Here is a 13,127-nt window from a genome sequence, read left to right on the forward strand (position 1 = left end):
CGAATGAACACACGTCTCATGGATGACTTCACGAATCCGGCAAGCTGGCTGGCCGTGACCTCCGGTGATGCCCGGCTGACGGTGAAGAGTGAGGAGGGGCTGAGGGGCGGACACGCCCTCCGCCTGGACTTTGACTTCATGGGCGGGGGCGGGTTTGTCGTGGTGCGGAAGGTCTTCTCCATGCCGTTGCCGGAGGCGTATGGCTTCTCCTTTGAGGTGCGCGGTGAGGCTCCAAGAAACAACCTGGAGTTCAAACTGGCGGATACGAGCGGGCGCAATGTGTGGCGATGGATGGAGCAGGAGTTTGAGTTCAGCCTGGAGCCGCGCCCGATCTGCATCAAGAGCAGCCAGATCGAATTCGCCTGGGGTCCCGCGGGAGGCGGGATCTTGCGGAAGCTGGGCGCCGTGGAGTTTGTCATCAGTGCTGGCCCGGGCGGGAGAGGAACGGTGTGGCTGGATGACTTCCGCTTTGTAAACCGGACCATCCGGAAATCTCCCCTGGTGACGACCTCCTCATGCGCCCGAGGGACGAGTGCCGACCATCTGCTGGGAAACAAGCCGGATGCGGGCTGGCGCAGCGCCCGAGGGGATGAGAGTCCATGGCTGAGGCTGGACTTCCATGGCCTGCGGGAATACGGGGGGCTGATCATCGACTGGGCACCGAAGCCCGCCACAAGGTCCTTCACCGTGACGGCGTCAGAGGACGGGGAAACCTGGCAGCGGCTGAACCAGTCGATCAATGATCAGGGTTCAAGGAGTTACATCTATCTGCCTGGATCTGAATCCCGGCATCTGCTTCTGACCTTCGACGGACCGGTGGCCATGACCCATCTGGAGGTGAAGTCGTTTGAGTTCTCCCGGTCCGTGGTGGACTTCTTTCATGCCATCGCGACCCGCAGCGGGCGCGGGCGCTATCCCCGCTGGCTGCTGCGCGAACAGAGCTACTGGACCTGCGCCGGCACCCCGGAGGGGAGGACGTGTTCGCTCATCAACGAAGACGGGCTGGTGGAGCCGGACATGGGCACTTTTACCCTCGAACCCTGGATCCAGGTGAAGGATCGTGTCTTTTCCTGGGCTGATGCCCGCCGGAGAGTCTGCCAGGGGGAGGACGGTCTGGCCATCCCCTCGGCGCACTGGACGCTCCCGGGGCTGACGCTGGAGACCACCGTATGCGGCACGGGGCGTGGCGAGGATGCGGTGATGTTTGTGCGCTACCGTCTCCGCACCACCGGCAAGGTGCCCGTGAAAATCCACTTTCACGTGGCGGTGCGTCCGTTCGAGGTGAATCCACCCTGGCAGAGCTCGCAGAGCAATCACGGCTGGGTGGGGCTGGGAGGGGTGAGCGAGATCTATGAGATCGCCTGGAAGGAGGGGGCGGTGCAGATCAATGGGGACAAGTGGGTGGTGCCGCTCCAGAAGCCAGGAGCCTTTGGGGCACTGGCTTTTCAGCAGGGGAACATCACTGACTTCATCGCGGCAGGCTGGTTGCCCACACAATCCACCGTGCGGGATGAGTTTGGTTTCGCCTCAGCCGCGATGCGATTTGATCTGACGCTGAAACCCAAGACGGAGCATGACCTGTATGTGGCGGTGCCCTTTGGCTTCAAGCGTCTGCTGGACATCAATCAGCGTCATGCCATCGCGGCTCTGGATGGGGCATCGCAGTTTGAGGAGGCAGGACGCGTCATGCGCCGCCGCACTGGCACCGTGACCTGGCGACTGCCGGAAGGCGTGGCTCGGGAGGCGGCGCGCACGTTCCGCACAGCGGCCGGCCAGATTCTCATCAATCGAGATGGCCCGGCGCTGCATCCCGGCCCTCGCCGCTACACGCGCTCCTGGGTGAGGGATGGCGTGATCATGGGCGCGGCGTTGATGCGGATAGGTGACTACGAGGCGCTGCCGGAGTTCATCCGCTGGTTCGCACCTTACCAGCGAGAGGACGGCTTTGTGCCCTGCTGTGTGGATCGTACGGGCCCAGACTGGCTGGTGGAGCACGACAGCCACGGCCAGCTCATCTATGGTGTGATGGAATCCTTCCGCTTCACGGGCGACCGGGATTTTCTTCTGGAGATGTGGCCGTATGTGGTGAAGGCGGCGAAGTTCATTGAGCAGCTGCGGGCGCAACGACTCACGCCCGAGTACCTCACGCCGGAGAAGAAGGCGCGCTACGGGTTGCTTCCTGAATCTGCCAGCCACGAGGGCTATCTGGCCCACCCTGTGCACGCGTATTGGGATGACTTCTGGGCGCTGCGCGGTCTGAAGGATGCGGCGGCCATGGCTGCGGAGCTGGGGCACGGGGATGAGGCTCGTGAATTGACAGAACTGGCCTACGCTTTCAGAGACACGCTTTGTGACTCGATCCATCACGTGATCGCGGAAAAGGGGCTGCACTATGTGCCGGGCTCCGTGGAGTGGGCGGACTTCGATCCCACAGCCACCTCCAATGCTGTGACGCTGCTGCAGAGCATGGCCCACCTGCCGATGAAACAACTGGACGAGATGTTCGCGCTCTTTGTGCGGGACTTCCGCCGGAAGCACGGGGGGGAGATGGAGTGGAACAACTACACGGCTTACGAAATTCGCATCGTGGGAGCGCTGGTGCATCTGGGCAAACGTGCGGAAGCACTGGAACTGCTGGAGTTCTTCCTCACGGACCGCCGACCCCGACATTGGAACCAGTGGCCGGAGATTTCCTGGAAGGACCCTCGCAGCCCGGGTCACCTGGGGGATGTGCCCCACACGTGGATCGCCGCAGAGTACATGCTCGTGTTTGCCGCCCTCTTTGCCTATGAGCGGGAGGTGGATGATGCCCTCATCATCGGTGCAGGCGTGGACGAGCGCTGGCTTTCCCAGCGCGGCGGCATCTCTGTCTGCGAGCTGCCCACCTGGTTTGGCCGGCTGGATCTTAGTCTGGACCGCAAGCCGGACGGTACGCTGCTGCTGGAGCTGGGCGGCGGCCTGCGCCTACCACGCGGAGGCTTTGTTTTCCGTCCACCGGGGGACCGCTCCATTCAGGCGGTCACGGTCAACGACAAGCCCGTCACCGAGTTTGATGCCCGCGAGGTGGTGGTGCGTGAACTGCCTGCCCGCGTGGTTGTTTCCTTCGCCAGCCCGGAGGGCTGATGGCCTCTACGTCTTTCACACCATCCTATGAGTGCACCGCATTCCACCGTCCACCCGGAAGCCCGCCTGCTGGCCAACGGCCGATACTTCGCCCTGATCACCGCTGCGGGTACGGGGCAGTCCCGAAGACATGGCCATGTGGTCAACCGGTGGCTCGGGGATCCTGTGGAAGACGCCCATGGCCAGTTCATCTACCTGCGTGATGTGGGTGATGGCAAGCTGTGGTCCGCGGGGTTGCAGCCGGTGGGGCATCGCGGAGAGCGGTACGTATTTTCTGCCTCGGCAGGGGCCTGCCACCTGCTGCATGAGCAGGCGGGGATACTCTCGCAGGTAGATGTCGCGGTCTCGCCCCAGTTTGACATGGAGATCCGCCGTCTCACCCTGAAAAACCTGTCGGGACGCAGGCGCACCCTTGAGGTGACCAGCTACCTGGAGAGCGTGCTCACCTGGCAAGGGGCGGACATTGGGCATCCGGCGTTCTCCAAGTTATTTCTGCAAACTCGCTACGTGCCGGAGCAGGGGGCTCTGGTCACAGAGAGGCGGCCACGCGGGAATGATGAGAAGTGGCCCAGCCTCTATCACGCGCTCGCCGGTGCCAACGCAGTGGGCTGGGAGACGGACCGGCTTCGCTTTCTCGGACGGGGGCGCACGGCGGCCCAGCCTGCAGCGCTGGAGGGGGCACTCTCCGGCACAGTGGGGAATGTGCTGGACCCTTGCTGCAGCCTGCGGGCGGTGGTGGACCTGGATCCAGGAGAGAGCAAGGTGCTGGCCTTCCTTACCGGCATCGCGGAGACCTCGCGTGAGGTCCGGACGGTGACGGAGAGCCATCGTACTGCTGCGCAGTGGGAGCAGGTCTACGTGGCGGCCGAGGAGCATGAACGCAGCCTCTGGTCTGATCTCAAACTCAGTGCTGAGGAAGCAGCGGATCTTCAATCGCTCGCAGCCGCGATGCACTACGGCAGCCGTGCTCTGAAACCCGCGGCCGTGGATCTGCCTGCGGATACGGATGTGAATGCGGTGTTTGGCCAGTTCAAGATTCCCAGAGACCGGATGCAGATCGTGGTGTCTGGCGGGTGGGGCAAGCCGGTGACGCAGGAGGTCTTGCGGGCACGTCAGTACTGGGGGGCCAAGGGATTCTTCACGAATCTCATCGTCCTGGCAGAGGATGCCAGGCCGGCACCCGCCGGACTGGATGATCGCGTGTTTACCTTGAACTCACGAGAGCTCCCGGAGCCCCATCGCAGAGTGCTGCTGGCGGCGGCATCCCTGGTGGTGGAGCAGCGCCTTCCTGTAGTGAACTCCCAGGCCTCACCGCTGGTACCTCCCGTCGTGCAAAGACAGGCCTCGGCTGAAGGGAAGGTCGTTGCTTCGACGGAGACGCTTCAATTTTTCAATGGCTACGGCGGATTTAGCCAGGATGGCACCGAGTACGTCATTCGCCTGGCTCAAAGGGAGGGTAGGCTGAGCCGTCCACCGCTGCCGTGGATCAATGTGGTGGCCAACCGGAAGGCTGGGTTCCTAGTGAGCGAGGCGGGAGCTGGCTGCACCTGGGCCAGGAACAGCCAGGCCAACCGCATCACCCCCTGGTCGAACGAGCCAGTGACGGATCCCTACGGTGAAGCGTACTATCTGCGGGATGAATCCTCCGGGGAGGTGTGGTCGCCCCTGCCAGGTCCAGTGCCGAGTTCAGGAGATTATGAGGTGCGGCATGGGTTCGGGCGCAGCCGGTTCCTGACCCAGTGTCAGGATCTGGAGCATGAGGTGACAATGTTTGTGCCTGAAGAGGATCCGCTGAAGATCGTGCGCCTTCGTCTCACCAACCGCGGAGGCACGGTCCGGAACCTTTCGTTCACATCGTATCAGAGGCTGGTGCTGGGCTCGCTGCCAGAGTTACCCAGCATGGTGACTACCCGACTCGAGGCGGACGGCAGCCTGCGGGCGGTGAACCTGGCGGCCGGAGACTTTCGGGGTGGCCTGGTGTTTAGCGATCTCCAGGTGCATGGTGCGGTGGTGGTGGGGAGTGCGCATACGGCAGACCGGGCTGCGTTTCTGGGCCAGCATGGCACGCCGGTGAATCCTGCTGCGTTGGTCTCGGGCGGACGTCTGAACAGCGCCGTGGGGACCGGCCTGGATCCCTGCTTTGTGCAGCAGAGAGTGTTTAACCTTCAACCCGGTGCCACGGTGGAGTGCGTGGTGCTGCTGGGTGAGGTGATGAACGAAGATGAGGCTGCGATTCTGGTTTCCCAATATCGCGCGCTCAATGCCGTTCTGACGGCTGAAGAAGAGGCCTGTGCCTTCTGGAAGTCCCTCCTGGGTGGGGTGCAGGTGAGTTCTCCCTCGCCCATCCTGAACGTGATGGTGAATGGCTGGCTCGCTTACCAGACCCTGTGCTGCCGGATGTGGGCACGGTCCGGTTTCTACCAGTCCAGCGGGGCCTTTGGCTATCGCGACCAGTTGCAGGATTCTGGTTCACTCCTCGCACTGGATCCCGCCTATGCACGGGCCCAGATCCTCCTGCATGCCCGGCACCAGTTCGAGGAAGGGGACGTGCTGCACTGGTGGCATGCGGAGCCGATTGGACGGGGGCTTCGCACCAAATTCTCTGATGATCTGCTGTGGCTGGCGTTTCTAACGGCGGACTATGTGGGCACGACCGGAGACGTGGGCATTCTGGACGAGCGGGCGCCCTTCCTGACGGCTCCGCTTCTAGGGGAGCACCAGGATGAGGTGTACCTCACGCCTGAGATCTCACCGAACGATGCCGATCTCTACGAGCACTGTTGCCGCACCATGGACCGCTCTTTAAAGGTGGGGGAGCATGGCCTGCCTCTCATGGGGGTGGGAGACTGGAACGATGGGATGAGCCGCGTGGGCCGCGAAGGGCGGGGCGAGAGTGTGTGGATGGCGTTCTTCCTCTATCACATCCTGGGTCTCTTCATTCCCATCTGTGAACGTCGGAGTGACAGCTCAAGAGTTGAGCGCTACACCGCCCATCGGAAGGCACTGTACGATGCCATTAACGAGGGAGGATGGGATGGGGAGTGGTATCGGCGCGCTTACTATGACAACGGTCAGCCATTGGGCTCATGGCTCAGTGACGAGTGCCAGATCGATGCGCTCGCCCAGTCCTGGGCGGTCATCGCCAAGGCCGCCCCGCCCGAGCGGGCGGCGAGTGCGATGAACGCCCTTTCGCAGCGCCTTATTTCGGAGAGTGATGGCATCATCCGTCTGTTGACTCCGCCTTTTGTGAAGACCGCGAATGATCCCGGGTACATCAAGGGTTATGTGGCGGGAGTACGAGAGAACGGCGGCCAGTACACTCACGCGGCGTGCTGGGTGGTGAAGGCGGTGGCTGAGTATGGTGAGAACAACCGGGCGCTGCGGCTGCTGGAGATGCTGTCTCCCGTGGCGCATGCGAGGACCCAGGAGGCGGCAGATCTCTACAAGACGGAGCCGTATGTGATGGCTGCTGACATCTATGGCGCGGAGCCCCACGTTGGGCGCGGAGGCTGGACCTGGTACACTGGTTCCTCGGGCTGGATGTTCCGGGTCGCGGTGGAATCAATCCTGGGATTGCGGGTGGAGAATGGCGATACGTTGGTGATCAAGCCGTGCGTGCCGGATGACTGGACAACCTACAGTGTCATCTGGCGGGACAGCCGTTCCGATGCAGTCTATGAGATCACCATTGGCGGTGAGCAGGGCAGTGGCAGGAAAGTGGTGCAGGCGAGCTGCGACGGGACAGTCTGCGAGGTGGTGGAAGGCATCGCGCGCATTCCGCTCCAGGGCAAAGAGGGGAGGTTCGCGGTGAAAGTGGGAATGGGTTGATGCGCTGCGCTTTACGAAATCATTCGTGGTCCGTTGCTGCGCAGCTCAATCCATTTCCATGAACCATCATCGTGAAGCTCCAGCACGGCATCGTGCCGGGCTGGGTCAGGTTCGCTCTCTTCAAATGAGACACAAGTGATGCCTCTGGCGCGGAGGGCGGAGAGGGCCATCTCGGCATGGTTCTCCCCCAGGGCAGACTCGATGTGGTCCAGGAAGATGTATTCCGGGTCAGAAAGGAGGGCGCGGGCGATGGAGAGCAGATGTTGCTTGGAGATGGAAAGTCGATCCTCCCAGTTATGAGGGGTGGTGAGGTCTTCGTCCGACTTTAGCTTGGAGGACTTCAGCCCGATCTCATCAAACAACTGCCACAGAGCCTCGTTGCTCACGCGCTCCTCGCACCCGGCGGGGATGACGATTTCACGGACGGAGCCGGGCGGGAGATAGGGCTGGCCCGGGAGAAACGCGAGCTTCTCGACAGGTGGGCGCACGATGCTGCCGATGCCTTCCACCTGCACGCCGGCGGACGTGCGGAACAGAGCCACCCGAGCGGTCTGGGAGGGGCCGTTCACTAGCACGCGGAGCCCCGGGGTGAGGGTGAGGTTCAGATCGCTGACGATAACCGTATGATCCTTGCTGGAAGTGCGAAGCGTGAGCCCGGCATAGAGGAAACGATCTGAGCCGGTCGCATACTCGACCTGGGGCGCGTCGCAATCCAGCCCCGCGCACTCCGTCGCTTCCACAAACTCTCCCAGCCGGGTGATGACGGAGGCATAGGAGGAGATGGCCTGGAACTGGGCAATGATGAGCGAGAATGCGGCCAGCAGGGTGGCAAAGGCCATTGCCGACTGACCAATGACTCCGAACTCCACTTTCCCCTGGATGAAGAGCGGGGCCACGATCAACGAAGGGATGAGCTGGATCATGTAGTTGTAACCCGTCGTGAAGAAATTCAGGTTACGATTGATTTCGGTGATCCTGCGGAAGTTCCCTACGAGCTGATCAATCCGGGTCATCAACCGGTGGCGGATGGTCTGCTGGTTGCCGGTGACGGCGATGCCTTCAGCGTTCTCCCGCATGCGGATGAGCTCTGAGCGGAAATCGGCCTCGCGGTCTGCCTGCTGGTAGTTCAGCCGGATGAGCGGGCGGCCCAGCCAGATGGTGAGGGCGGATCCCACCGCGGCATAGACGACAGCTACGAGAAACAGCTTGGGGCTGATGGACCACAATACGCCGGAGAAGGAGATGGCGGTCATGGTCCCGTTGAGGATGAGGAGCAGGAAGGAGAGGGTGCTGACCGTCAGCTGCTTCACATCCTCTGACATGCGCTGGTCGGGATTGGTCAGCGCACCGGACTCCTCGAAACGCAGGTAGAGCCGCTGGTCCACATAGAGACCGACGATGCGGTGCGTGAGCCAGTCCCGCCAGAGGAGCCCGAGCCGCTCTTCGGCGAATCGATAGAAAACGGCCACCACCGTGGAGCCGCCAAACACGGCGACGTACAGCCAGGCATAGTGGACAAAGGCTGCCATGTCCCGCTTCTCAATGGCAGACATGAAATAACGTCCGACATAGCTGTTGAGGACGTTCATGCCATTGATGCAGAACATGCAGGCCAGCAGCATGAAGAGCAGCATCTTGGCCCGGCCGCCCGCGGGGGAGGACAAAAACACTCCAATGGAGCGCTTCATCCGCTGAAAGGTTTGAGGCTTCAGCTTGGGATGCTTTTCCTCCTTGATGGGGGGCGATGGCATGCAGAGTAACTACCAGTAAGGGTGGAGGGAGGCAAGGGGCACTAACGGGCGCCTGGTGCAGGGAGGTGCTTCCACAGGTTTGCTTCTAGCATGAACCCCGCGATGGAGTCGATACGCCCTAGGTCCTACGGGAAGAGAGGTGCAGGCAAAATGGACCGGGCGTAGGCTGGCCAGGAGCCACCCTCAACCCTGCCTGTCTGTGCCATGATGGAACCATCCGGCCTCACCGCCAGCCGCCCGAGGAGTGTGGCGCGACTGCACCAGACCTTTTCCAAAAGTCTGACCGCGGCAGACCTGGTGGAGCCACTGGCCTCCCTGGATGGAAACCAGCAGGCCGGTCTGGCGCGGGAGCTGATGAAGGATGACGGGCGCGCGGTGCTGGGCGTGCGACAGCGTGGTCTGGTGACGGGGTGGGTGGATGAGGAGGATCTGGCATCGGCATCTGGTTCCCTGCAAGAAGCTGCCAGGCCGTTTCAGGAAGAGTCGGCGGTGGATGCAGATGCTGGACTGGGCACGGTGCTGACAGCAATGAGTCATGCCCCGCGGGTGTTTGTGCGCTGGCTGGGTGAGGTGGGCGGGGTGATCTGCCACCAGGATCTGCAGAAGGCACCGCTCCGGATGTGGTTGTTCGGCACGGTCACGCTGCTGGATCTGAACATGACCTGGGCGATTGAAGAGCTGCATCCTGCTGAGGCGTGGGGAGACAAGATCTCAGCGGGCAGGCTGGGCAAGGCCCAGGCACTGCAAACGGAACGGCGACGCTGTGGAGGCGACTGCCGGCTGGTGGACTGCCTGCAGATCAAGGACAAGGCGGATATCCTGCTCCATGAGCCGCAATTGATTGAAGATCTGGGATTTGTCTCCCGGCGGGAGGCCGACCGGTTTGCCCGCGCGATCGAGTCCTTGCGCAATCATCTGGCCCATTCCCAGGAGCTGGAGCAGGAGCACGTGGGTACGGCGGCGCGGTTGGCCACGTTTATGGATTCCATCATCCATGCGCGTGGGGTGAGAAGGATGGTGGGCCGGCAGGGCGCAGGATGAGGTGTGCGACTCTGTCGGACCAAGGTCTTATATCCAGATAGAGCCGTGACGTTCATCATACGGGGGAGTGGAGCCGGGTGGCTCTATTTGCGTTCCGGGTCCATCATGGGATCTGCCGCAGAACCAGAGGTAATGTATTACATAGAACCAACGACCAGCCGCTGGGCTGACTCATAACATGGACATCAAACTGATCCTTGAATTTGCCGTCATCCTGGGGGCGCTCGCCATGGGGGCCAGGGCTGGCGGGGTGGGCCTGGGCCTCTGGGGCGCTGTGGGGTTGCTGGTGCTCGTCCTCGGTTTCGGCGCCGCTCCGGCGGCCATCCCCGGAGAGGTGCTTCTCATCGTACTCACGGTGATCATGGCGGCCTCTGCCATGGAGGTGGCGGGTGGCATTGATTTCCTCGTCCGCCTGGCGGAGAAGATCATCCGGAAGAATCCCAAGCAGGTCACGATCGTGGCACCGCTGGTGACATACGCTTTCACTTTTGCCGCAGGCACGGGGCACATTGTCTATCCGCTGCTGCCGGTGATCTATGAGGTGGCTCATGAAAATGGCATCCGGCCTGAGCGCCCCATGGCCGTGGCCACCATTGCCTCCCAGCAGGCGATCACAGCCAGTCCGGTCTCGGCGGCCACGGCGGCGATGATCGGACTGATGGCCTCGCACGGAATAGGCCTCGTGCAGATCCTGCTCATTTGTGTGCCCTCCACGCTGATCGCCGTGATCATCGCGGCCTTCTTCCAGCTTCGCGTGGGCAAGGAGTTGAAGGATGATCCCGAGTATCAGAAGCTTCTGGCATCAGGCGAGCTTCAGCCTCCTGGTAAAAGTGCCTCGGGCACGGTGGCTCCCCTCAAAAAGGGCTCCAAGGCCAGCGCACTGATCTTTCTCACTGGCGTAGCCCTCATTGTTCTTGCGGGCATCTTCCCCCAACTGCGCACAGTCGGTAGCGCTGCCAAACCCATTGTGATGTCGATGCCGATCTCGATCGCCATCGTGATGCTGGCGGTGGCTGCGATCATCCTCACGGTGACCAAGGCTCCGGTCGAGGAGGTGCCAAAGTGCAAGACGTGCCAGTCCGGCATCACGGCCATTGTCGGTATTCTGGGCCTGGCCTGGCTGGGGGACACCTTTATCAACGCGAACCGTGAGGTCATCATCGGAGGGTTGAGCGACATGGCGAGGGCGGCCCCGTGGACCTTTGCCATCGGCCTCTTCCTCGCCTCCATGCTTCTCTACAGTCAGGCGGCCACCACGCGGGCGTTGATGCCGCTGGGACTCTCGCTGGGCATCCCTGCGCCGCTGCTCGTCGGGATGTTCCCTGCTGTGAATGGCTACTTCTTCATCCCGAACTACGGCACGATCATCGCCGCCATCCAGTTCGACCGGTCAAAAACGACGCGGATCGGGAAGTATCTCCTGAACCACTCTTTCATGATGCCGGGCATCATCTGCACGGTGGGGGCTGTGACCATCGGGCTGCTCATCGGAGCCCTCTTTCCAAAGTAACCGAAGAATTCATACCATGAACTTGAATCAAGAGACCATTTCAGCAGCCGCCCAGCGCATGGGCATTGCGCCGGAGGATCTGGCCGCCGTCGTTCAGCAGGGTGGAGTTGTTTCCTATGAATCCGGTGCCTATCTCTTTCATGAGAGCACGCCGCGTCTCTGGCTCGGCATTGTGCTTGATGGAGAGGTGGAGGTGCAGCGCGGTGCGCAGGCCCGCAGTGTGATCCTGGCCACGCTGAAGCCTGGGGCCATTCTCAGTGAGGGGGTGATGCTGGATGATTCTCCCCACGCCACCAGCGCCACGGCTCCGCGGGGTGCAGCGGTCTGGCAGATCACCCGGGCCATCCTGGAGAAGATCCGTGCAGAGAAGCCGGACATTTACTACCGCATCGCCGGCCGGGTCGCGGCGCGGCTCAGTGATCGGATTGGCCTGGCATCCGGGCGCATCGCCGGGGAACACGGGCCCGCAGAGATCTCCGCAGTGCGTCGTGAACATGATTCGCTCGGTGAGCGCGATGTGCCGGATCATGCTTACTACGGGGTGCAGACGATCCGTGGGGTGGAGAACTTTCCGCTCTCTGGCATTCATCTGTATCACTTCCGCCACTTCGTGAACGGGCTGGCGTTGGTCAAGAAAGCTGCCGCCCTCGCCAATGGCGAGCTGGGCGTGCTGGAGCAGGGCAGGGCGGAGGCGATCGTGAAGGCCTGTGATGAAATCCTGGCTGGCAAGCTGCACGATCAGTTTGTGATCGACATGTTTCAAGGAGGTGCCGGCACCTCCACGAACATGAATGCGAACGAGGTGATCGCCAACCGCGCGTTGGAGATCCTGGGTCATAAGAAGGGGGAGTACCAGCATCTCCACCCCAATGATCACGTGAACTGCTCGCAATCCACCAATGATGCGTACCCGACAGCTATCAAGCTGGGCGTCATCCTGACACTGCAGGATACGCTCTCTGCCCTGCGCGAACTGCGTACGGCGCTGGAAAACAAGGCGAAAGAGTTCGCCGATGTGCTGAAGATGGGACGCACGGAAAATCAGGATGCCGTGCCGATGACGCTGGGTCAGGAGTTCGGCGCCTACTCGGTGATGATCGGAGATGGCATCCGCCATCTCAAGCACGCGGGCGGAGAGTTTCTGGCGATCAACATGGGAGCCACTGCAATTGGCACGGGGCTGAACAGCCCGCCCGGATATGCAGCCCTCTGTACGCAGCGGCTCGCTGAGGTCAGTGGCATTCCCGTCACGCTCGCTGGAGATCTGGTGGAAGCCACGCAGGACTCCGGCGAGTTCTCGCTCATGAGCGGCACCATGAAGACGGCCGCGGTCCAGCTTTCCAAGATCTGCAACGACCTGCGCTGGTTGTCCTCCGGACCGCGTTGCGGTCTGTATGAGATCAAGCTGCCTCCCATGCAACCGGGTTCATCCATCATGCCGGGGAAGGTGAATCCCGTAGTGCCGGAGGTGGTGAGCCAGATCTGCTTCCAGATCATCGGTGCGGATGTGACGGTCTCCATGGCTGCCGAGGCCAGTGAACTGGAGTTGAACATGGCGGAGCCGGTGATTGCCTTTAACCTGCTCTTCGGTCTCACCCTCCTGAGGAATGCCGCCATCATCCTGAACAGCCGGTGCATCTCTGGCATCGAGGCCAATCGTGAGCGCTGCCTGGCATACGTGCACAACTCGATCGGGCTGGTCACGGCACTGAATCCGGTGCTGGGGTATGAACGAAGTGCTGCGATCGCCAAGGAGGCGCTGAAGACGGGGGGCAGCGTGTATGATCTGGTGCTGCAGAAAGGCTGGCTGACTCGGGAGCAGCTGGATGATCTGCTCAAGCCGGAGAATATGACCCACCCGCGCCAGGTGTAGG

General features: G+C 62.0%; 6 protein-coding genes. 5 read left to right on the top strand and 1 reads right to left on the bottom strand.

Annotated features, from left to right (window positions below):
* Positions 1-3: 3 nt before the first annotated feature.
* Both BV106_RS20145 and BV106_RS20150 read left to right on the top strand, forming a co-directional pair.
* Positions 4-3,123: a discoidin domain-containing protein gene (locus tag BV106_RS20145; RefSeq protein ID WP_038167561.1), complete on the top strand. Its 3,120-nt coding sequence runs from the start codon at positions 4-6 to the stop codon at positions 3,121-3,123.
* A 27-nt stretch (positions 3,124-3,150) separates the two neighbouring features.
* Positions 3,151-6,951: a glycosyl transferase gene (locus BV106_RS20150; protein WP_038167563.1), complete on the top strand. Its 3,801-nt coding sequence runs from the start codon at positions 3,151-3,153 to the stop codon at positions 6,949-6,951.
* Positions 6,952-6,962: 11 nt separating this feature from the next.
* On the opposite strand, the gene BV106_RS20155 is transcribed toward BV106_RS20150, so the two are convergent.
* Positions 6,963-8,702, bottom strand: a complete 1,740-nt coding sequence (locus BV106_RS20155; RefSeq protein WP_051946094.1) for an SbmA/BacA-like family transporter — start codon at positions 8,700-8,702, stop codon at positions 6,963-6,965.
* 204 nt (positions 8,703-8,906) lie between these two features.
* Between BV106_RS20155 and BV106_RS35920 the strand changes: the two genes are divergently transcribed.
* The 3 genes from BV106_RS35920 (at position 8,907) to aspA (ending at position 13,126) form a co-directional block, all read left to right on the top strand.
* Positions 8,907-9,743, top strand: a complete 837-nt coding sequence (locus BV106_RS35920; RefSeq protein ID WP_051946095.1) for a hypothetical protein — start codon at positions 8,907-8,909, stop codon at positions 9,741-9,743.
* 178 nt (positions 9,744-9,921) lie between these two features.
* Positions 9,922-11,253: an anaerobic C4-dicarboxylate transporter gene (locus tag BV106_RS20165; protein WP_038167564.1), complete on the top strand. Its 1,332-nt coding sequence runs from the start codon at positions 9,922-9,924 to the stop codon at positions 11,251-11,253.
* Positions 11,254-11,269: 16 nt separating this feature from the next.
* Positions 11,270-13,126 carry an aspartate ammonia-lyase gene (gene aspA, locus BV106_RS20170; protein WP_081891996.1) on the top strand — a complete coding sequence of 619 codons (1,857 nt, stop codon included), beginning with the start codon at positions 11,270-11,272 and terminating at the stop codon, positions 13,124-13,126.
* Position 13,127 lies beyond the last annotated feature (1 nt).

The organism is Verrucomicrobium sp. BvORR106 (assembly GCF_000739655.1).
In the GTDB taxonomy this organism is placed as follows: Bacteria; Verrucomicrobiota; Verrucomicrobiia; order Verrucomicrobiales; family Verrucomicrobiaceae; genus Verrucomicrobium.